The 21,823-nt window shown below is 43.8% G+C and carries 21 protein-coding genes; 10 read left to right on the top strand and 11 right to left on the bottom strand.

What is annotated here, in order from left to right; all coding sequences use genetic code 11:
• Nucleotides 1-55 precede the first annotated feature (55 nt).
• From murA to CWD77_RS06065, 4 genes are read right to left on the bottom strand one after another with little or no spacing between them, the layout of a single operon-like run.
• Nucleotides 56-1,327, bottom strand: coding sequence for a UDP-N-acetylglucosamine 1-carboxyvinyltransferase (gene murA / locus CWD77_RS06080; RefSeq protein WP_101072379.1), 1,272 nt, complete (start codon nucleotides 1,325-1,327; stop codon nucleotides 56-58).
• A complete protein-coding gene (locus tag CWD77_RS15705; protein WP_101072377.1) occupies nucleotides 1,320-1,829 on the bottom strand; it encodes an acyl-CoA carboxylase biotin carboxyl carrier protein subunit in 510 nt (169 codons plus the stop codon). Before CWD77_RS15705 ends, murA begins: the two co-directional genes overlap by 8 nt.
• Nucleotides 1,819-2,091, bottom strand: coding sequence for a hypothetical protein (locus tag CWD77_RS06070; protein WP_101072375.1), 273 nt, complete (start codon nucleotides 2,089-2,091; stop codon nucleotides 1,819-1,821). Before CWD77_RS06070 ends, CWD77_RS15705 begins: the two co-directional genes overlap by 11 nt.
• Nucleotides 2,092-2,143: 52 nt before the next feature.
• Complete coding sequence (locus tag CWD77_RS06065) at nucleotides 2,144-2,605, bottom strand: hypothetical protein (RefSeq protein ID WP_101072373.1); 462 nt, start codon at nucleotides 2,603-2,605, stop codon at nucleotides 2,144-2,146.
• 167 nt (nucleotides 2,606-2,772) lie between these two features.
• Between CWD77_RS06065 and CWD77_RS06060 the strand changes: the two genes are divergently transcribed.
• The 6 genes from CWD77_RS06060 to CWD77_RS06035 all read left to right on the top strand — a co-directional run bounded on the left by CWD77_RS06060 (nucleotide 2,773) and on the right by CWD77_RS06035 (nucleotide 7,641).
• Nucleotides 2,773-3,114 (top strand): arsenate reductase family protein, encoded by a 342-nt coding sequence (locus CWD77_RS06060; protein WP_101072372.1) that lies wholly within the window; start codon nucleotides 2,773-2,775, stop codon nucleotides 3,112-3,114.
• On the top strand, nucleotides 3,080-3,895 hold the full coding sequence (locus CWD77_RS06055; RefSeq protein ID WP_133120192.1) for a DUF3108 domain-containing protein: 816 nt from the start codon (nucleotides 3,080-3,082) through the stop codon (nucleotides 3,893-3,895). Before CWD77_RS06060 ends, CWD77_RS06055 begins: the two co-directional genes overlap by 35 nt.
• Entirely contained in the window at nucleotides 3,873-4,337 is a 465-nt protein-coding gene (gene dut, locus CWD77_RS06050; RefSeq protein WP_101072369.1) for a dUTP diphosphatase, read from the top strand. The genes CWD77_RS06055 and dut overlap by 23 nt, the downstream gene beginning before the upstream one ends.
• 96 nt (nucleotides 4,338-4,433) lie before the next feature.
• Nucleotides 4,434-5,696: an MFS transporter gene (locus CWD77_RS06045; RefSeq protein WP_101072959.1), complete on the top strand. Its 1,263-nt coding sequence runs from the start codon at nucleotides 4,434-4,436 to the stop codon at nucleotides 5,694-5,696.
• Between the two features lie 153 nt (nucleotides 5,697-5,849).
• Nucleotides 5,850-6,869: a vWA domain-containing protein gene (locus tag CWD77_RS06040; protein WP_101072368.1), complete on the top strand. Its 1,020-nt coding sequence runs from the start codon at nucleotides 5,850-5,852 to the stop codon at nucleotides 6,867-6,869.
• A 19-nt stretch (nucleotides 6,870-6,888) separates the two neighbouring features.
• A complete protein-coding gene (locus tag CWD77_RS06035; protein ID WP_101072367.1) occupies nucleotides 6,889-7,641 on the top strand; it encodes an HAD family hydrolase in 753 nt (250 codons plus the stop codon).
• Between the two features lie 6 nt (nucleotides 7,642-7,647).
• Here CWD77_RS06035 and CWD77_RS06030 read toward each other — a convergent pair whose 3' ends face one another.
• The 5 genes from CWD77_RS06030 to CWD77_RS06010 all read right to left on the bottom strand — a co-directional run bounded on the left by CWD77_RS06030 (nucleotide 7,648) and on the right by CWD77_RS06010 (nucleotide 11,444).
• Entirely contained in the window at nucleotides 7,648-8,397 is a 750-nt protein-coding gene (locus tag CWD77_RS06030; protein ID WP_101072366.1) for a copper resistance protein NlpE N-terminal domain-containing protein, read from the bottom strand.
• 9 nt (nucleotides 8,398-8,406) lie between these two features.
• Nucleotides 8,407-8,895, bottom strand: coding sequence for a 5-(carboxyamino)imidazole ribonucleotide mutase (gene purE / locus CWD77_RS06025; RefSeq protein ID WP_101072365.1), 489 nt, complete (start codon nucleotides 8,893-8,895; stop codon nucleotides 8,407-8,409).
• A gap of 119 nt (nucleotides 8,896-9,014) precedes the next feature.
• Nucleotides 9,015-10,028, bottom strand: a complete 1,014-nt coding sequence (locus CWD77_RS06020) for an LLM class flavin-dependent oxidoreductase (RefSeq protein WP_101072364.1) — start codon at nucleotides 10,026-10,028, stop codon at nucleotides 9,015-9,017.
• Nucleotides 10,029-10,102: 74 nt separating this feature from the next.
• Nucleotides 10,103-10,885: a hypothetical protein gene (locus CWD77_RS06015; protein ID WP_101072363.1), complete on the bottom strand. Its 783-nt coding sequence runs from the start codon at nucleotides 10,883-10,885 to the stop codon at nucleotides 10,103-10,105.
• A 169-nt stretch (nucleotides 10,886-11,054) separates the two neighbouring features.
• Nucleotides 11,055-11,444, bottom strand: a complete 390-nt coding sequence (locus CWD77_RS06010; RefSeq protein WP_101072361.1) for a VOC family protein — start codon at nucleotides 11,442-11,444, stop codon at nucleotides 11,055-11,057.
• A 332-nt stretch (nucleotides 11,445-11,776) separates the two neighbouring features.
• On the opposite strand from CWD77_RS06010, the gene CWD77_RS06005 reads away from it, so the two are divergent.
• The 4 genes from CWD77_RS06005 (at nucleotide 11,777) to CWD77_RS05990 (ending at nucleotide 17,917) form a co-directional block, all read left to right on the top strand.
• Nucleotides 11,777-13,033 carry a TolC family protein gene (locus CWD77_RS06005; protein ID WP_101072360.1) on the top strand — a complete coding sequence of 419 codons (1,257 nt, stop codon included), beginning with the start codon at nucleotides 11,777-11,779 and terminating at the stop codon, nucleotides 13,031-13,033.
• Between the two features lie 7 nt (nucleotides 13,034-13,040).
• Nucleotides 13,041-14,264, top strand: a complete 1,224-nt coding sequence (locus CWD77_RS06000) for an efflux RND transporter periplasmic adaptor subunit (protein ID WP_165779086.1) — start codon at nucleotides 13,041-13,043, stop codon at nucleotides 14,262-14,264.
• Nucleotides 14,265-14,266: 2 nt separating this feature from the next.
• Complete coding sequence (locus tag CWD77_RS05995; RefSeq protein ID WP_101072358.1) at nucleotides 14,267-17,401, top strand: efflux RND transporter permease subunit; 3,135 nt, start codon at nucleotides 14,267-14,269, stop codon at nucleotides 17,399-17,401.
• A gap of 63 nt (nucleotides 17,402-17,464) precedes the next feature.
• A complete protein-coding gene (locus CWD77_RS05990) occupies nucleotides 17,465-17,917 on the top strand; it encodes a DUF2231 domain-containing protein (RefSeq protein ID WP_101072355.1) in 453 nt (150 codons plus the stop codon).
• Between the two features lie 82 nt (nucleotides 17,918-17,999).
• Here CWD77_RS05990 and CWD77_RS05985 read toward each other — a convergent pair whose 3' ends face one another.
• Entirely contained in the window at nucleotides 18,000-20,363 is a 2,364-nt protein-coding gene (locus CWD77_RS05985) for a S9 family peptidase (RefSeq protein WP_240596678.1), read from the bottom strand.
• A gap of 174 nt (nucleotides 20,364-20,537) precedes the next feature.
• Complete coding sequence (locus CWD77_RS05980) at nucleotides 20,538-21,695, bottom strand: 5-(carboxyamino)imidazole ribonucleotide synthase (RefSeq protein ID WP_101072354.1); 1,158 nt, start codon at nucleotides 21,693-21,695, stop codon at nucleotides 20,538-20,540.
• Nucleotides 21,696-21,823 lie beyond the last annotated feature (128 nt).

Here is a 21,823-nt window from a genome sequence, read left to right as displayed (position 1 = left end):
AAAGTTGACTAATAATTAAATATTGAATGAATAAAGAATTGAAGGGTACAAACTTTTACTCTTCACTGACTCTTTTTATAGATGCACCCACGCTGTTCAGCTTATCTTCGAGGTTTTCATATCCCCGGTCGAGATGGTAAACCCGAAGTACTTCAGTAGTCCCTTCTGCTGCCATACCGGCCATAACCAGGCTGACACTTGCCCGAAGGTCGGTACTCATTACGGATGCACCCGAAAGCTCGGTTTTGCCGTTTACGGTTACCCTGTTTTTTTCCACTTTCAGCTTTGCTCCCAGCCGGTTTAGCTCCGGTACATAGCTGAAACGATCGAAGTAGATGGTATCGGTGATTTTAGATTCTCCATCAGCCTGAGTCATAAGTGTTGCCCACTGAGCCTGCAGGTCTGTTGGAAAGCCCGGATAGATTTCTGTTTTCACGGATACCGGATTGATTTTTTCCTTCGATCTGATCCTTATGGTAGTTCCATCCACTGAATAATCGACACCAAGTTTTTTAAAGTGTTTTGGAAAGGTTCCAAGGTCTTCGGGTTTACATCCGGTTAGTGTAAGGTCGGATTCCGGATGCATGGCTGCAGCAATCATATAGGTTCCGGTTTCGATACGATCGGGATCGTTAGACATTTCAACTCCCCGGAGTTCATCCGCTTTCCGAACCGTTAGGGTATCTGTCCCGATGCCTTCAATGTCAGCTCCCATCTTAACCAGCATGTTGCAGAGAAGAACTACATCCGGCTCTTTTGCCGCATTTTTTATCACAAATTTTTTGGCTCGTTTTACAGCTGCCAAAACCAGGTTAATGGTAGCGCCAACACTGCTCGGGTCGAGAGTAAACTCGCCGCCTTCCACATCGTCACCATCGATTGAAGCGTAAACGTATCCTTCGTCCAGGTCGATATTTATGCCCATAGCTTCCATTCCTTTCAGATGGAGATCCACAGGACGCGGTCCCCACGCGCAACCGCCGGGAAGGGATACTTTGGCCTGTCCGGTTCGTCCAACCAACGCTCCAAGCATATAGAATGAAGCCCTCATTTTTCTGACCAGATCGTACGGGGCTTCCGTGTGACTCAGATGAGTAGGATCAATTACCAGTTTATTTTCAGCTTCGTGAAATTCAACTTTTGTACCTGTTACGCGAATTACATTGTTAAATGTATAGATGTCGCGAAGTTTGGGTATAAGGTGAAGGGTAGAGGGGCCGTTTCCCAAAATAGAAGCCGCCATAAGGGGCAGTGCGGCATTTTTGGAACCGCTGATTGCAATTTCACCTTTTAACGGGGTCGGGCCTTCAATAACAAATTTATCCACGTGGTTCGATCTCTAAAATAGTTTGATTTTTTTCGACGTTGTCATTTTCAGAAACAACAATAGTAGCCACCGTACCGGCTGTAGGGGATTTTAATTCATTTTCCATCTTCATGGCTTCGAGGATGACTACCGGTTGGCCTTCCTCAACTTCGTCTCCTTCATTAACAAGAAGCTCCAGGATTTTACCCGGCATGGGCGCTTCCAGTAAACCGGCTGAGGCCAGTTCTTCTGTTGAAAATCCAAGACGCTCAAGCAGCAGTTCCTGGTCATCTTTTACAACAGTCTTTACAAATTTGCCGTCAATAGAGAAGGAGATTGTCTGTTTCTCTACTTCTATATTATCGATGATATGTAATTTAGTTCCGGTCCGGAAAAGTACACGTCCGTTTGCTTGAACAATCAACTCATAAGGCATCTCTTTGCCGTTTACGGTAGCAAAACTGCTGTCATCATCAATATTAACTTCAAACGACTGATCGTCTATGGTAGATTCAAATTGCATGGCTCTGAATTCGTTTAAGTCCTGTTTTTGTGGCTTTAAAGCTGAACTGCTGAATATTGTCGGAATCGTAAAAAGGGGATACAGAGATGAGGGTAGCGGAGTCGAAAACTTCGATATATCCGTGATTGATCAGCTTGATTAAATCGTCGCGGATGGCTCCATAGCTGAGGCCTGTCTCTTCCTGAATATGAGAAAAAGGTTCGGGGTAAATCAGTTCCCGTAAAATCGCATTTTCTGATGGTGTAAGTTTATCTTTTGGCATAAGTGATGAAGATATAGGCTGACCGCCTTAATGACAATACAGATTTAATTCCTTATTCAACCCGGATATCCCCATAGGAGATAACATTTTCGTTGCCATCCAGAAGTACAATTCGATACGTGCCTTGTGGATTTTCTCTGAATCGGGCGATATCAAGTGGTGATAGAGGAAGAGATGTCAGCCCTGTTGGAACAGGAGCTCGAAAATCTTCAAAAACAGGCCGGACATTGTTATTGCCATAATAAGCGTAAACAATTAATTCAGATACAGCATCTGTACCTGTAATAATTACATCCAATGAAACTTGATTAGAGGATAGAACCGGATTTGGATACGCGGGATCAATTTGAACCACTCCCTGGAAGAACGGAGAAATTCGCCAGTCGTCCGGATCACTGTTAATGACGGTTCCGTTGCCACTGGTTTCAGTAATACCCTCGGGTAGGCTGAACGCAGCACGTTCAAAATCGCGCTGATCACTGCTTTGGTTACAACCGGTAACCAGTAATAACATAAAGAATGGGAGGATGAAGAAACGTTTTTTGTAAAAAATCACTATAACCGGGTTGATATGAAATGGAGTGTTGATGTAATCAGTTCTTTTTGGTAAAGGTGACGATATCGTCACGAAAATGTTGTATTTTTTATGAAACAAAAACTTAAAAAATCAGAAGTAAAGGAATGATACAAGTTTACGGGATTAAAAACTGTAACAAAGTACGCGATACATTTAAGTGGCTGAAAGATAACGAGATTGAATATGAATTTGTTGATCTGAAAAAAGAGCCGCTGACGAGAGACGAACTGCAATCATTTGTAAATCAGATCGGTTTGGATGTGCTGATTAACCGGCGTGGGATGAAATGGCGGCAACTGGGTTTGAAGGATAAGGATTTGAGTGAAGACGAGTTGTTTGAACAGTTGCTGGAACATCAGGTTATGATCAAACGTCCCGTTTTAGTAGAAGGAGAAGCAATTTTAGTTGGATATGATGAAGACGCTTTTAAAGCATTTGTTGAGTAACATTTTATGGCTGTTGGCAGTACCTGCCCTATTTGCACAATCAGATTTTACCTACGAAAGAGACAGGGAAGAGGTGCCTTCCATGCAGGAGATGCTGGAGACCCGGGAAGTTTTCGAGTATGAGGTGAGATACGGTTTTTTTACCCTTGGCTGGGTAGATGTGGAGTTACTCCCGGATACAACCTATGGCGGGGAGAAGGCATATCATCTTCGCACAACAATGCGATCAAATAAAAAGCTGCCATTTATGGGTACCCGTATTGTAAATTATGAAAATTTATTTCAATACAATGAAAACTGGCCATACAGCCATGTGTTTTGGCGGGATGATATTCATGATGATGAGTACGATCGCGTTCGCGTCATTTTCGACAGAGAGGCGGAAGAAGTGCAATTCTTTGAAAAGGGTGAGCCTACAGACACTTTAGAATTGGTAGAACCGGCCAGTGGTGGCGACATCATTTTTTACTATGCTAGAATGTTTGCCGGTTTGGATGAATCCTATGAGCTACCGGTTTATACTGAAGACGAAATGGGTATAGTGTCGGCAAAAAGCAGGACGAAAACTGAGATGCGTGAATATGACGCATTTGATGAACCCATTGAAACGTACAGAAGTGATGGAACGGCAGATATTGATGGACCTTTTGGATTCAACGGTACATTTAAATCGTGGTTCTCTGCAGATGATTTACGCGTTCCTGTAGAAGCCCATGTACGTGTAATTTTTGGAAATGTAAAAGTTCGATTAATTAATTATGAACGCAGGGGACAAGATTAAAATCTATTTCAAAAAACTGGATCATGCGGGGGATTTACCTCTGCCTTCTTACGAAAGTGATGAAGCCGCTGGTATGGATATTCGTGCTGCACTAACTGAGCCGAAAACACTTAAACCGGGCGAGCGAGACTTGATTCCTACCGGTTTACAGATGGCGCTTACACACGGTTACGAAGCACAGATACGTCCAAGAAGCGGTCTTGCCTATAAACAGGGGATTACCATGTTAAATTCTCCCGGCACAATTGATTCCGACTATCGGGGCGAAGTAAAGGTACTCGCGATTAACCATGGTGACGAACCCTTTGTGATTAAACACGGCGATCGAATTGCTCAAATGGTTATAGCTCCCGTTTATCAGCCTGAAATTGAAGAGGCGGCTGAAACTCTTCCCGAATCCAACCGCGGTGAAGGCGGTTTTGGAAGTACCGGGGTTAAATAGATGAAACATTCATCAACGTAAGCACCGGTTATTCCTGTCCTCAATTCTGTGATTTCAATTGATGATCCGAACCTGCTCTGCAAATCAAAAACACTGTTGAAAAGTAAAATCAAGCCATATTTAGATTTAGTTCGCAATAATCACGATTACAGAAGATTATGGCTGGCTCAGATTATATCTAATTTCGGCGATTGGTTTGGGATTCTTGCGGTATACGCAATCATTCAGAGGTACAGCGGATCAGAACTACTGCTTGGGTTGATCATCGTGGTAAAGATGCTGAGTCTGGCATCCTTTTCACCCATCGCCGGGTACATTACAGACCGGTTCAATCGACGTCAGCTGATGATCTGGTGCGATATCATTCGGGGAGTGGTCGTACTTGGGTTTATTTTTATTTCGTCTGAGTCACTGCTTTGGCTGGCCTATCTGCTAATTGCCATTCAAATGGCATTTTCGGCAATTTTTGAACCGGCCAAAACCTCATCCATTCCAAATGTTACAACGCCCGGGGAGTTAGTAAACGCCAACATACTCTCGGCTGCATCATGGAGTATCATCTTTACTTCCGGTATGGCACTTGGCGGTTTCGCTACAGAATGGCTGGGGACAGATCTTGTATTTCTGATCAATGCGATTACTTATATGGTTTCATCCTGGTTCATTTACAAAGCTGAGATTCCTCAACAAATGATGTCGTCTGAGGAGAAACACAGAACCCGAAATCCGCTTCACGGAATCCGGGATGGGATTGTGTATTTGCGGACCAATAAAGATGTATTAAGGCCAACTCTCGCAAAAGGTACATTTACAATGTGTATCGGAGCCCTGGTTTACATGTTGATTATTGTGGCCGAGGACGTTTTGATGATGGGCAGTATTGGTCTGGGAATTCTATATGCGGCCAGGGGAATCGGAACGGGAATCGGTCCTGTTGTGGGACGCAGAGTGTTTAAACGGGAAAATTCCTGGGTAAAAGGAATGGGATTTTTTATGATCAGTGCCGGATTGATGTATGCATTTGTCAGCTACTCTGAGATGCTGTTCTGGATGGGACTTTTTGTAATGCTGGCGCACATGGCCTCAGGATCAAACTGGGTGATGAGTACGGTTTTAGTTCAGCGCCGTGCACCGGATCAATATCGCGGACGGGTATTTAGCCTGGAATGGTTACTCTTTACGCTGGCACAATCCATTTCCGTTACCGTTGCGGCGCTGATTTTGGAGTTTGATATCCTCTCATTGAGAGAGACGATGGCAATATTTTCCGGACTGCTGGTGCTGTCGGGTATTTTCTGGTTGTTTAAAATAGCACCTGCTGAGGAGAAACATCATCTGGAGGCAGGCGAATCCTTTTAAGAAACGATGTTTGCGTTAAAAAATACCAGTGCTTGATGAAGAGCGTTAGGTTAATTGGCTGAATATCTCATAGCGCTGTTAAACTTAGATTCTGCATTCGTCTTCTGTAAAAAGTGTGCTATCTTTTATCAGCTTTAAAACAAATTTCATTCTATGATTTGGGAAAACAGCTCCTATTTATGGTTTTTACTGCTTCTTCCGGTTCTGTATGCTCTGTACTATTGGTTTAGATTACAACAGCGCAAGAAAAGAGAAAAACTGTTTGATGACCGGTTGATCAACCAGTTGCGAAAAAATTTCTGGAGTACGGGAGATAAAGTCCGCATGTTCAGCATACTGGCTGCTCTTCTCTTTTTCATAATTGCACTTGCCGGGCCCAAAATTGGGACGGAAGTCAGGGAGATTCAGCGTTCGGGACTGAACATAATGGTTGCCCTGGATCTGTCGCGAAGCATGAATGCGGAAGATGTTCGCCCAAGCCGATTAGACAAAGCAAAGTTTGAAGTCAATCGATTGGTAAACAGGCTTGCAGGAGACCGGATCGGGCTGATTGTTTTTTCTGGTGAAGCATATGTTCAGGCACCCATCACAACGGATTATTCTGCTCTTCGACTATTTCTGGATGTTGCCAACACGGATCAGATGCCGGTACCCGGAAGTAATTTTCAGTCGGCCATGGAGCGTGCAATAGAAGTTTTTGATTCCGTTGAAAGACAGAATGCATCAAATGTGTTACTCTTTATTGGTGATGGTGAAAATCATGGTCCGGATTATGACGAGACACTGGATCAACTGACTGAACGGGGTGTAACCGTATTTACAGTTGGCATAGGAACAACGGAGGGTGGCCCTATCCCCATCTATGATGAACAGGGACGAATGACGGGTTATCATCGCGATCGGCAGAGTAACACCGTAACCACCCGGCTCGAAGAGAATACGATGAGAAGAATTGCGAATAGCGGAGGTGGAGAGTTTTATGCTATCCGGTCAGGAAGTGATAATATTGAACCTTTTTTTGCCAGACTTGATGAGTTGGAAAGAGGTGAATTCTCCAGTCAGGAGTACGCCGATTATGAAAATAGGTATCAAATTTTACTTATGATTGGCCTGATCCTTTTTGTTATCGGACTCTTCTTTCCGGATCACCTAAACAGAAACAGTGATAACTAAGTACTGAGAACGAACTGTAATGATCAAACTATTTGTAACAGATCTTGATGGATGCATATCTGAACCGTTTAAAACTCCCGATTGGGAAGCGATTAATGAAATCAGAAAGCTGAATGTTGAGAGCAGAACGTCAGATCTGATTCCGCCACTTACAATCTGTACCGGTCGTCCATTTCCATATGCCGAAGCAGTTGCTCAATGGCTGGATATTCGGTTACCGTTTGTTTTTGAAAGTGCAGGGGTTTTTCACTGGGAAGGTCATCGGTTTGAAACAGCCATCAGTACCGAGAATGGGGCAATTGAACCGATCCGACAGATGAAAAAGTGGCTCACAACAGAAGTTCTTCCCGATTATCCCGGAATCAATCTTGAGTTTACTAAAATGATGGATGCCGGAATTGTCGGTATGGACCAAGAGGTCATTAAAAAATTGCATGATTTGATTTTGAACAAGGTAAGCCGGGACTTTCCGGGACTGGAAGTTCATGCTACAGACATTTCCGTGAATACCCTGATGCCGGGTAACGACAAACTTCAGGGATTTAAACTACTGAGCAAAGCACTGGATATTCCTTTGGATAAGATGGGTTACATCGGTGACAGCAGCGGAGATGTACCGGCGCTAAAAGCGGTGAAGCTGGCATTTGCTCCTCTCAATGCCCGGGAAATTGCAAAACAGCATGGAACGGTGATTGAAAAAAATACAACGGAAGCCGTTCTGGAAGCTTATCACAGAATCATTGAGCACAACAGAAAGCTCGCCAAAACTTAGACCAAGTTAGAGGTATCTTCCGCAACCACTCAGTTCCCGACTGTTGATCTGAAGGGTAACTTTGTGGGTAAACAGAAACCCACTCATGGAATCCCTGCAGTAGCCCGACGATACATTTAGCTGAAGTGTTTCGTTGCTGTATAGAGTCTGATCCTCTTCCTTAGATTCAGTAACGTCAGAGAAAGAAAAAGTTTGTTCCTCTTCAGGAGTTTTATAGATCAAATCACTCTCAAAATTAACGTGTACAGACCAAAAGGGTTCATTACCGCTGGCTAAAAAATTGATCCCGTTTCGTCGAAGTTCAGCATGCCTGCTGCGAATGGATTCCTCTTCGGGCGATCGGGTGAGGCTATATTGATCTTCAAGTTCACTCGATATCGATTGAAGATCACGATCCAGAAGCTGCAGTTGATCTTTACTGTATAAAAATGCTTTATGTAATTCGCCTTCAACGCGATAGAGTTTAAGTGTGTCTCCTGAAAAACTCCAGTTACCATCCACCTGGTAGAGATTATCTCCACGATCCTGATAGTGACTCCACTCCGTGAAACTTTCTTCTTCAATCAACACAGTGGATTCTATACCCGGACAATCTGCACAAGGCATTACTCCTGTAAATACAGTGGGAAATTCTTCAATAGATTGTGACGGTTGTTGATCGTCACTGTTCATCTGATTCAATGCAGTATTTACCCGGAAGAGGATAAAAACTGCTAGCAGAACCAGAATTGTGATATTGATAACTTTATTTTTCAATTGACGTAACTACTTCAGATTTTTGGTTTTTTCGATCGATTCATCCGCCATGCTGAGATGGTAATCGTCAAGTTTATCGGCCAGAGCCGAATCATTCATGCTCAACATCCGCACAGAGAGCAGGCCGGCATTGCGAGCCTTTCCAATTGCAACTGTGGCTACGGGCACACCGTTAGGCATCTGTACTATCGAGTAGAGGCTGTCGAGTCCGCCAAGTGCTGTTGTCTTCACAGGCACGCCAATTACCGGGAGTGTAGTGTAAGCGGCAAGCATTCCGGGAAGGTGAGCGGCACCACCGGCACCGGCAATGATCACTTTTAATCCACGTTCACGGGCGAGGGATCCATACTCTGCCATAACATCAGGTGTTCGATGCGCAGAAACGACCTGTTTTTCGTAAGGAACTCCGAAATGATCTAAAATTTCCGTTGCCTCTTTCATGGTTGGCCAGTCGCTGTCGCTGCCCATTACTACGCCTACAATTGGTTTACTGCTCATAACTTTTGCTTGTTGTTTGATATTTAGACTCAATCATGAAAAAAAGTTTCAACAAGAATGTACGAATTGCGCTACGAAATTGAGGAAGAAAATTTTGATAAAAATTAAGCCGATTATCATCAGGCAAATGTTGCACTCATTACTTCAGAGAAAAGGCGGTGTGATTTCACCCTTTCATTATGATCGTAAATGTAAGAGGCTATCATAATTTCATCTGCACCGGTTTGATCAATAAAATGGTTTACATCTTTTTCGATGGTTTCTTTACTGCCGATGAAAGAGTAGGTAAGCATCTGGTTGACTCCATACTTTACGTGCTCATTCCAGATGGAGTCCATATCGTCCACAGGAGGTGGCATCGGTTTACGCTCACCTGTGATGACACCCATAAACATCTGCTTCATGGATGTGGAAAGATATTCTGCCTGCTCATCCGTTTCAGACGCTATAATATTTACGAGAGGCATGATGTAGGGTGAATCGAGCTGTTTGGATGGTTTAAAATGTCTGCGGTATAGCTGAATGGCAGGCATTAATTGCTGAGGAGCAAAATGGCTGGCAAATGCATAGGGCAGACCCAACTCGGCGGCCAGAAATGCACTGTCTGTACTGGAGCCTAATATCCAGATCGGAATTTCAGTGCCTTCGCCGGGAAAAGCCCGTACCGCAGCGGTGCTGTTTTCAGTAGATAAGTACTTTTGAAGCTGCTTGATATGTTCAGGAAATTTTTGAACCTGCTGCATGCGATCGCTTCGAATGGCGTTGGCAGTAACCTGATCTGTACCCGGTGCTCGACCTAGTCCAAGATCAATTCGTCCCGGATAGATCGAGGCGAGGGTTCCAAACTGTTCAGCAATCACCAGAGGTGAGTGATTGGGCAACATCACTCCTCCGGACCCAACACGGATTTTGGTGGTTGCCTCGGCAATGTGTCCAAGGAGAACGGAGGTGGCAGAACTGGCAATATTCTCCATGTTATGATGCTCTGCCATCCAGAAACGATTGTAGCCGAGATCCTCCGCTTGTATTGCCAGGTCTCTGCTGTTAGAAATCGCTCCTGAAATAGAACTGCCTTCCGTCACAACTGCCAGATCCAGAATTGAGAATGGTGTACCGGGTTTTTTAAGACTCATTCGTTATTGATATATGATTCACCTTTGGCCTACTACCAACAAGAATTTAAGCTAATTCATTGGGAAAGAGTGAACTACTTTCTGAACTCTGCTTTAAAATAGGTGTAATAAAGTTCTGTTTGACCTTCAAAGCCCGAACGTGTACCAAACATAAGCCAGGCTTCACCATTTTCATTGGTTGTAACCGTGCTGTGACTCAGCCCGGAAGTGACTTCCTTAATTTCGAACTCTTCTCCATCTTCACATTCGCGGCTGTTTGCAATATTTCCCATGATTGCATTCTGATACCATTCCTGAGAGTCACCCATATATTGAATATTCAAAAGATAGTATCCGTCATCTCCTTCATTCTCAATGATTGGCTCAGGCCGAACTTCGGATGCATCTGCAATGACTTTAACAGCTTCTCCCGGTGCTCCGCCTACTCCCGCACAACCGGATGGTTCCTCGGTTGCAAAACGTACCGTAAATCGAACGCTGTATGTTGTATTTGGATCGAGCCCATCTATTCGATTTCTAAGAAGCATTTTCACATTGTCACTTCGGTTTAGTGCCGTTATGTAGTAACCATTCTCCGAGCTGTTTAATGGTTCAGGAAGTGGTTTTATACCGTTGTCGAACTCCATGTTCTCTTCGTCGCTAACCGTATAACCGGTATAAAAAGGGTCCCAATCTGTGTTTTCACTTCTGAAATCTGTTTCAAAAATAGTTGCATCTTGATCACTGTCGGTCAGGTCACAGCCAGTGATAAGTAGAAGAGCAGTTATCAGACCCAGTATGGTTAGGTATGAAAATTGAAACGGTTGATGCGTACTGTTATCGTTTTTCTTTAGAACAGATAAAGTGTTGAATAACATTTTGTTGAGGGGATTTTTGATTCCACTTACACTTCACTATTCCAATACGAAATGAGATCGGATTTGTTATACAAATATGAGCCGGTTTCTTGATCCATATGCCATAATTGAATCTGATAAAATTGGAAACAATGTTAAATATGGAATTAGATCAGGGAAAGCTTATCTCTTAATGTAGGGAGTGCAGTGCAATTCGGTTTCCTTCAGTATCTTCGATCAATGCCATAAAACCGATATCGGGTGTAATCTCAGTTTTTTTCTGAAGAATCTTTCCACCGGCTTTTTCTACTCTTTGAAGTTCAACATCAACATCCTGTGAAGAAAAGTAGACGAGTGTACCCTCATGACTCGGTTTATAGTGCTTTCCTGCTGCTATCAAAGAGCCACCTGCACCTTTACCCGCTTCATTCCATGGGAACCAGGCCATTTCAAGCCCTTCAATAGTCTGTATGCTCAGTTTCGTATCAAAAATGGCATTATAAAATTTAACTGCCCGATCCATATCCCGAACCGGTATTTCAAACCACCCAACCGTTACCGATTTTTTTTCATTTTCCATGACTTCTCCCTTTTTAATTTTTGGTTGAAAATTGAATGTAGGCAGATGGAGACTTAAAAAAATATGGAATTGAGTCGTTTAGATAAGATTCAATTGGTGTTAAGGTTTTGAAACAATTCATCTTTAATTGCCGGATTTTATTTTACTCATCGAAGCAGGTTTTCTGAGGAGTGATATAATATTTCAGGATTGAAATTAAATAAAAACAGAAGCTAAATCATCTTATCTAAACTCAATATAAAATAGGGTTACTCAATAAATATGTAGGAATAATGGATAAATTTGTCTAAAATTAAGATAGGGTAGTTTGATCATAAATTTCAGGAGTTTGAATGATGTTAGGAGAAGTTAAAAAAATTCTATTCGTACTTGTTCTGGTATCACTTTTTTTGCCAACGGCCAGCTTTTCACAGATTTCAGAATTGTCGGTACAAGATGCCCTTCAAAAAGCGTTCGAAAACAATCCGGAATTAAATCGAATGGAGCAGGAGGTTCAGGTTCGATCGATGGAGCATCGTATGGCTTGGGGGGTGGAGAGTCCGGAACTTTACTACTTCAAGGAAGGTCTAGACGGGGATCTGTTTTCCGAGCAGCGATGGGGGGTGTCTCAAACAATTGCGTTTCCACTGAGAGGCTACTATCAGAATCAAAAAGCGAGAACGGAGACTCGTGTGGCTGATTTGGAGTTTGAAGCAACGAAAAAGAGTGTCAGAGCTAGTGTAAAAAGTGCGTATACCGAATTGGCATATGCGATAAAGTTTGTTCAGATCAAAGAGCAGGAGGTAGGGTTAGCTCTAGAGCTGAAAGAGATTGCAGAGGCCAGGCTGGAGGTTGGAGAGTCGACAGAACTGGATTTAATACAGGCCGAAATACAGCTTACCAATGCAGAAAATGAGTTAAACAGGGCTGAAGATGAAAAGAATCGATCACGGTATGCTCTGTTTACAGCGATCGGTCTGGATCCCGAACAACAGCAATACGGAATTAATTATCCGGATACGCTTTCTTTCTTTGATGTACAGATCTCACAGGATTTGGTGATGCAAAACGTGAGTGAATTGCCGGAAGTACAGTCAACAGTGAGCCAGTCTGATGCAGCACTTCGCGGTGTTCAAGCAGCAAGAAGCAGTTATTTACCTGATTTGAGGATCAACTACTATCGACAGGATTTTGGTGCCGGATACGACTTTAATGGATTTGAAGTCGGAATTTCTGTTCCACTTTGGTTTGGCATGAATGAGAGCCGAAATGTTAAACAGGCACGGGCCATACATCGACAAAAAGAGTGGAGCGTAAATGAAACAGTTTTGTCGCTGAAACAGCAGGCAGAGAATGCCTGGCACAGTTACGAAACCAGCAGGAAATCGATTATCTCGTTCAGAGATTTTATTCAGGATCGATCAGAAAGTTTGCTTGAACTGACACAAGAGGGGTATCGAATGGGAGAGCTGGACCTACTTCGTGTACTCGAAGCACAACGAACCTATTTAAATGGTCAGCAACAATATTACGAATCACTGCGCAATTACTATCTGCAATTGATTGAATTGGAAAGATATTTACCAAATGAACTTGTATTCAGTGAGTGAGGATCTTATGAAACAGTTAAAAAAAGTAATCATCAAATTTTTAAAACTAACGGTGACGGCTCTGTTACTTTTTACTGCTTGCAGTGGTGAGCCGGAGCCGGTAGATGATCTGGATGTCTCTTCGCCACCATCTGTTACAGGGGATCAGGCTCTGAGTGTTAAACAGGTTAGTTTAACCGAAAAGCAGGCATCTGATCTGTCGATAGAGCACTATCGTGTTACCCGGCAACTGTTTTCATACCCAATGACGGTTCCCGGAATAGTGGTGGCTGCTCCTGAACATATAGCTGTAGTCAGTACCCCTGTTGACGGTCGGATTACCAAGATTTTTGCTCATGAGGGAGAAGAGATTCGAAAGGGAGAACCGCTTCTTGAAATGGAGAGTCTGGAATTTGCTGAGTTAGCAGCGAACTACCTGGAAGCACTTGCAGAGAGGGCTTATCTCGAGCAGCAGGTTCAGCGACTTTCCACCCTGGTTGAACGTAAAATTAGTCCGCAGAGCTCACTGGACAGAGCTGCCGCAGATTTAAGCAGAGCCAGCACCAGGGTTCGGGCAACACGAGCGAGACTTTCAGCCGTAGGAATTGATGAACAGCAACTGGCTGCCTGGGAAAATATGCAGGAGAATGAAAATGCAACACTGATTCTTTACGCCCCTATTGACGGAAAGATCAATCACCATATGATTGATCTGGGCAGTGCAGTAAATGCTAATAATATGCTTTTAGATATTGTGGATAACCGGGAGGTTCTGGTTCGTGGTTTTATTGACCCTGCGGATATCCCTTTTTTGCAAGTAGGAGCTAAAGCTGTCATTTCTCAGAGAACTAACCGGGAAGGCAGTCAGGGTGCGATGTCGGTAAACTCAGAAATCACATCCATTCAGCCCGGTCTTGATCAGGAGAACCGGGCAATTATTGCTAACTCCCAGGTTGAAACGGTAGATCAGTGGCCGGTTATCGGCCAATCAGTACGAATCGAATATGAGGCAAATACGCGGAGTGAAGTCATTGCCATTCCAATGGATGCCATACAGTTTGAAGGACAAAATGCTACAGTTTTTGTGAAAATAGATGATCTGAACTATGAAAACCGGCCTATAGAAATTGATCGGTTGTTAACTGACTCGGCAATTGTATCGTCCGGTCTGACAGAAGGGGAGGAGATTGCCGTTACTCAAATCTTCAGCCTGAAGGCACTGGGTAAATTTGAAGAGTTTGCGGAGGATTAATCATGCTTAAAGGCATCATCGATTTTAGTCTGAAACAGAAGTTCGTAGCCCTTGCATTGGTTGTTTTGATGGCGTTTGGCGGCATACGGGCCATGATGGAGATTCCTATCAACTCCCTGCCGGATGTGACTCCGGAACAGGTTTTGGTTATCACCAAAGCGGGCCGGTATTCACCTTACGATGTGGAACGGCTCGTGAGTTACCCGATAGAAACCACTATGAACGGATTGCCGGATGTGAAAGAGGTCCGGTCTATTTCACAGTTCGGACTGTCTGCTGTAACGATTGAGTTTGAGGAAGGAACAGATACGTACTTTGCACGTCAACTCGTAAGTCAGCGTGTTCAAAGTATTGCTGATGATCTTCCCGAAGGCGTGGATGCACCTCAGCTTGGCCCAATCTCCACAGCCATGGGAGAAATAGTTCAGTATGTGGTGAAAGGAAACGGCTACTCGTTAACAGAACTTCGCACTATTCAGGATTGGACCATTGCGCCGCAGTTAAAAACCGTGAAAGGAGTGACAGAGGTGAACTCTTTTGGCGGTTTTGTGAAACAGTATGAAGTTCAGATTCAACCCGGAAAACTACGAACTTTTGGAGTGGGATTGGCCGAGATTGTTGAAGCAATTTCGAATAACAACAGCGTTTCGGGCGGTAATTTTCTGGAGCACAATCGCGAGCAGTATATCATCAGGGGGTTTGGGCAAATTTCGCGGGCACAGGACATAGAAGATATTGTGGTGACCAACCTTGGCGGCCGGCCGGTTTATGTGAAAGACCTGGCAGAAGTAAGGCTCGGTGAGCAGCTCCGGCAGGGAGCCGTCACTCAGGATGGGAATGGAGAGGTGGTGACCGGTATTGTAATGATGCTGAAAGGCGGAAACGGACGGGAAGTCATCAGTGACATTAATGATCGTATCGAAGAGGTCAATAAAAGTCTGCCGGAGGGAGTATTTATAGAGAAGTTTTATGATCAGTCTGATCTTGTTGACCGAACCACCGGCACCATTACGATCAATCTTGTTGAGGGAGGATTTTTTGTAATTGTAGTTCTATTGCTCCTTTTAGGTGAGATATCCGGTGCATTAATTGTGGCATCCGTTATCCCGCTTTCCATGCTTTTTGCGTTTATTGGAATGGGTGAGCTGGGGCTGGCCGCAAACTTGATGAGTCTTGGAGCGATCGATTTCGGAATGGTTGTGGATGGATCTGTGGTGATGGTGGAGAATATCGTTCACCGGCTCCATGAGGATAAAGATGAACAGTCTCGAATGGCTGTTATCCGAAAAGCTGCACACCAGGTGGCGCGACCCATCTTTTTTGGAGTGTTAATTATTTTGATGGTCTATGTGCCCATTATGACATTTTCCGGAATGGAGGGTATTCTTTTCCGTCCGATGGCGATTACAGTTGCGGCGGCGGTGTTCGGTTCGCTTATTCTTGCGCTTGTCTATGTTCCGGCGATGTCTGCAATTATTTTCAGAAAAGGTGTGAAAGTTCGCAAGAACTATATCATCAACTGGCTCAAGCCGAAATACCAGAAATTCCTGGAAAGAAGCCTGGATCATAAACTGGTTACCATCAGTGTAGCTATGATAGTTTTTATCTCTTCACTGGTAATAGTCCCATTTTTGGGAACAGAGTTTCTCCCGGAACTTGAGGAAGGATCAATCTTAGTAGAACAGATACGAATGCCCTCTGTCACCCTAGAAGAGTCCGTCGAAAATGCTGACTGGCTGGCCGGGGAATTGATTCGAAATATTCCTGAGATCAAAACTGTAGTTCCCAAAACAGGGCGCTCCGATCTGGCCAATGACTGGATGGGTGTGCATCAAACAGATGTTTGGGTGGTGCTGGAACCTGAAGAGAGTTGGCGGTCCGGAATGACGAAACCGAAAATCATAGATATGATCAGGCCATACCTCGAAACAGAACCGGGGTTAGCTTATAACTTTACACAGCCAATTGCCATGCGGGTTGATGAACTGACGAGTGGTGTAAAATCCGATATCGCGGTGAAAGTCTTTGGAGAAGATTTGGATGTGCTCAATCAGGTTGGTAGCGATATTGTTTCCATTTTAGGAGGATTACCGGGAACAGATAACTACTTCCTGGAGCAGACCACCGGTCAGCCTTACCTGAATATTGAAATTGATCGCGAAGCCGTTGCATCCTACGGATTGAACGTAAATAACGTGCAGCAGGTAGTGGAAACCGGAATTGGTGGATCTGTAGTCAGTGAGGTCTTTGAAGGACAGCGAAGGTTTGATATTGTAGTTCGTTACCCTGAGGAGTTGAGAAACTCCATTGCCGAAATTATGGAGGTTCCGGTACGCCTTCCAGAAGGTGGTTTTATTCCGTTGAAGCGGGTAGCCAATATTCAGGCAGAGGAGGGTCCAAGAGAAATTGCCCGTGAAAACAACTGGAGACGTGTGATTGTCGGGATCAATATCAGGGATATTGACATAGGCAGCTATGTAGCCAATCTTCAAGCCGGTATAGATGAAGAAGTGAATGTACCGGCCGGGGTGTTTTTGCAGTACGGAGGAGCATTTGAAGATCAGCAGCGTGCCATGCAGCATCTTTACCTGGTTGTTCCGCTTACACTTCTCATCATTCTGGGTTTGCTCTATCTGATGTTCGGCTACATGAGATTTACGTTTTTGATTTTTCTTAACCTGCCTTTTGCACTATCAGGTGGAATTTTCATCCTCTGGATGCGAGGACTTTATCTTTCCGTATCAGCAAGTATTGGTTTTGTGGCACTGTTTGGTGTAGCAGTTCTGAACGGTATTGTACTGGTAGCTCACTTGAATGAATTAAGGCAGGACGGATATCCGCTTCGCAAAGCTGTACTCGAAGGTGCCGCAGACAGGCTTCGTCCGGTACTGATGACTGCATTAGTGGCAAGTTTAGGTTTTATTCCAATGGCATTTAATACCGGCCCGGGTTCGGAAGTTCAGCGTCCGCTGGCTTCAGTTGTAATTGGGGGATTGGTTACCGCAACACTCCTCACTCTTCTCGTTCTCCCAACTATCTATCATTGGATGGAGAAGAACCGAAGTGTTCCAAAACCGGTAGGCAGCGAATCTCTTTTTTCGAAGGAAGAAGATAATCAGGAACCTGAACAACACTAATCCGGACAGTTAACACAGAAGTTTGAGTGATATCTGTCCAAAAATTAAAGGAAAGGAAGACCTATGAACTCCGCTCACATACATCTGATTGTCAATCACGTACCTGTGATACTAACGATATTTTCTCTATTTGTACTTTTAGCCGGATATTTCACCAATAAGCCGGAATATAGAAAACTTGCTTTTTTTGGTTTTGTTATCGCCGCTATCTTTGCAATCATCACGTTTTACACGGGTGATGGTGCGGAAGATATCGTCGAGGACATTGCCGGTTTTTCACACGATGCCATAGAGAATCATGAACATGCAGCCGAAAATTCCCGCTTGTTTGCAATACTACTCGGAATATTTGGACTGGGAGGAATCTTTTACTTCAAAGACGATAAAGTGAAAGGCTTTAAGGTTTTCATCATCGTCATTATTCTTCTTGCGCTTGTGGCTTCAGCTTATTTGATCTACACGGGATATCTGGGTGGGATGATACGGCATACAGAACTTTATTCAGGACTCATCTGATGAGACATCCGTGATGTTCTGATTCAAAAAAAAAATGCCGACAGGAAAATCCTGCCGGCATGAGATATTTATCTAATCAATTTTAAAGATTACCGAATTCGAACTCTTTAGGTGGATCTGTATGCTTGAGATGTTTTACGAAGTAATCCCATCGCTTTCTCATCATAAACGGTTCGCTGTAATATCCATGGCCACGATTTGGTAGCATGATCATATCAAAGTCTTTGTTGGCTTCGATTAATGCGTCTACTACGATCAATGTATTATATGGCGGAACGTTACTGTCGAGGGTGCCATGGGTAATCAGTAGCTTTCCTTTCAGATTTTCAGCTAAAAGAGGATTCGATTGATTATCGTAATTGGTTCCGTCTTCGGTCTCTTCGAGCAGTCCCTGCCATTTTTCGCCCCAGGCATCGGTGTAGTTTCGGTTATCGTGATTTCCTGCACCCGACACCGCTACTTTATAAAAGTCAGGATAGGTTAGTATTGCACTCGTTGATGCAAATCCACCGCCCGAATGACCATAAATTCCCACTCTGTCGATGTCTATATAAGAGTGGCGTTCTGCGAGCTGTTCAATCATTGCGATTTGATCAGGAACTCCGTTATCTCCCATATTGCCGTAGTAGAAATCGTGAAACTCTTTAGATCGCCCCGGAGTACCCTGAGCGTCTACTTCCACAACAATAAACCCAAGTTCTGCCATGGCCTGTTTATCAGAACGGGACGCCCTGAATGAACGGCTTCCAACACTTCCACTCTGCGGACCCGGATAGAGGTAGTTTAATACCGGATAGGATTTTGATTCGTCCAGATTGGTTGGGGTATACATCAAACCGTAAAGGTCCGTTTCGCCATCACGGGCTTTTACAGAAAATGGGGTTGGAGCTTTCCAGCCATGCTCTACCAGTTCGGTAATATCTGCTTCAGCCAGTTCCATCAATTCGTTGCCGTCGAGATCACGAACAACTGTTACCGGAGGAGTATCAGGAGTAGAATATTTATCGACCAACATCCCGGCTTCAAAATTCAGGTCTACATCGTGATTTGCAATACCGGGAGTTAGAAGTGAAAGTCCACTGCCATCAAAATTGATTTTGTAGAGATATTGGAAATAGGGATCCCCATCTTCTCGAACTGAGCCGATAAAATAGATCACACGATTTTCTTCATCAATGTGAGAAATTTCCCGCACATTCCAGTCACCGGATGTAATTTGATTTTTCAGACTACCGCTGTTTGCGTCATACAGGTAGAGATGTCCCCAGTTATCGCGCTGGGACCACCATATAAATTCGTCTGAATCCTTCAGATATCTCCAGCTTATAGAGTTTATGCCCGATTCAAAAAAGGTGTCCTGTCTTTCATCCAGCACAGAAGTGACTTCTCCGGTGTTCGGATCAGCTATTTGAAGATGAGCTTCTTTGTGATCGCGAGATACAGAGACAAAGGCTAGTGATTCGCTGTCACTACTCCATTCGGCATCCAGCAATGAGCCATCGCGGCCTGCAATATGATCGGTAATGGTAGATCGCTGATAATCAGGATCCATATCTAAGCGAATGAGTTCGGGCTCATCTGCATCCAGGTTAATCACAACCCGTTCTACCATAAAAATATGCTCATCACCGGGAAGCGGATATTTCCACTGTTGAAGTTCTCCATGGCCAATGGCTGTGGATACCAGGTTCATCTCTTTCGTATTTCGAGCATCCTGTTGGAACGTAGCTATTCGTTTGGAGTCGGGAGACCAAATGAGTACCGGAGCATCCCGCTTTGTCCATCCTGCGTTGTTAGTTGCATAACCGTAATCTTTTTCCCCGTCGAAAGTGAGTTGTGTTTCACTACCGGAGGCAAGATCCCGCATCCAGAGATTATAATCGCGGATAAAAACTACTTTTGAGCCATCGGGAGAGAGCGATTCAGTAAATCGATTATACTGGTTTTGATCTTCTGTTGATTCGCAGTTTAATCCGTCAACATCACAGGAAAAGATGGTCCCGTTTGCCGTAAAATTGATCTTGGAACCATTTTCAGAAAAACTAAAATCACGGAAAGGCAAGTCGAGGGCATCAATTGTATTCCCTGTTAGACTGGAAAGTGTTTGAGCAAGAGCTTCGTGATTAAATGCCTTGTCTATCTCACCGGTTGAAGGATCCCCAACCATAAATTCTGCACCGCCGGGCACGGTTTGTCGATACGTGATTCGATCATCATCCTGCCAGTTCATGTTTGAGGTTGTGTTGTAAACCAAAGAGTTGGTGTGCTGACCCAGTAAAGACTCTGCACGTTTATAATCTTCTTCGGTTACCTTTTCAGTTGTATCTTCTTGCTGAGTTTCCTGAACTGCAGGTTGGGTATTCGCACACCCGGAAGCGAGCCAAAATATTCCCGCAATCAGAATAAAACTTTTAAATGTTAGAGAATTGGTAAGCATTGTTTTCATATTTGGCGGTTTATTTTGATTGATCAATTTTTGAAATATATAGAATCAGACGGTATTTAAAAGTAAAAGCTTCATATTCTGATCGAGTTGAATCGGTAATTTTCATTACTAACTGACGGAAGTAATTTCATGCCCATCAAATTACATCAATCTAGGATGCTCTCAGTGAACCGTTTAAATTTCAATTCCAGCGGTGAGCTTTCTGGCTCGTTCAAAAGTCTGATCCATATCCTCACCAAGAAGTGTATAGTGTGCCATTTTTCGTCCCGGTTTGCTTTCAAGTTTTCCGTAGGAATGAAGGTGTCCGTCGGGCTCGGCAACTGCTTCATCGGCATTCTCCACAACAGCCTTGCGTTTATGATTCCCGAGCAGGTTGATCATTACAACAGCCGGTTTTCGAAGTTCAGCACTTCCAAGCGGGAGATCACAGACAGCGCGCACATGATTCTCGAATTGTGAGGCAATGGCTCCCTCAATGGTATAGTGTCCCGAATTGTGTGGTCGCGGGGCTGATTCGTTCATCAGTAAATCCCCACTTTTAGTGAGAAAAAATTCATAGGCGAAAATTCCTTTCCCATTGATTGCTTCTGTTGCGGCAATCGCCAGCTGTTGAGCTCTTTGGCGGACTTTTTCATCTACCTGGGCCGGTGATTTTACAGCAACATTGATATGATTTTCCTGAACTGTTTCACAGCATGGATAGACGACGTGTCTTGTTTTGTTTCGAGCAACCTGAACGGCAAGTTCATGAGTGAAATCGACAAATGCCTCAGCTATAATATCACGATTGTCGTCTCCGCCCAGATTTTTAAAGGCCTCTTTTGCCTGATCTAAACTTTTCACGGTCTCATTACCATAACCGTCATAACCGCCTTTCGAGGATTTAAGCAAGTAAGGCCATCCATGTTTATCACCAAACGTTTTCAGGTCATCCGCAGACTTGATCAACGCATATGGAGTGACAGGTATGCCTGCATTCTCAAACGTCTGTTTCTCAATCAGTTTATTTTCGATCAGGGAAAAACTGTCGGGTGACGGGAAAATGGGTGTTCCGGACTTCTCCTGTACAGACTTTAAAATTGAGGAATCTATAAATTCATTTTCAAGAGTAACCACATCACACGTTTTGGCAAATTGAACCATAGCATCCACATCATCAAAAGAACCGGAAAAAGAGTAAGGGGTCATAAACTGAACGGGTTCATTTTCAGGGCGATCAGAAAAAACGGCAATCTGCATTCCCAGCTCAAAAGCTTTGAGTGATGACATCCGTGCGAGCTGTCCGGCGCCTAAAAATCCGATTTTAAAGTGTGTACTGAGCGGTTGTTTCATGGTGTGGTAGAATTGATGAGTTTCGAATTTACTTGTGCATAAGGTAGTAAATCATAGAGAGAAATATTTCTTGAAACAAAGAATATGAACGGAGTTAAATGAGTAGTGATGAACCTAAATTATATTTT

The organism is Rhodohalobacter barkolensis (genome assembly GCF_002834295.1).
Classification (GTDB): Bacteria; Bacteroidota; Rhodothermia; order Balneolales; family Balneolaceae; genus Rhodohalobacter; species Rhodohalobacter barkolensis.
Note: the sequence above shows the minus strand (reverse complement) of the source record. Positions and strands in the feature narration are given on the sequence as shown.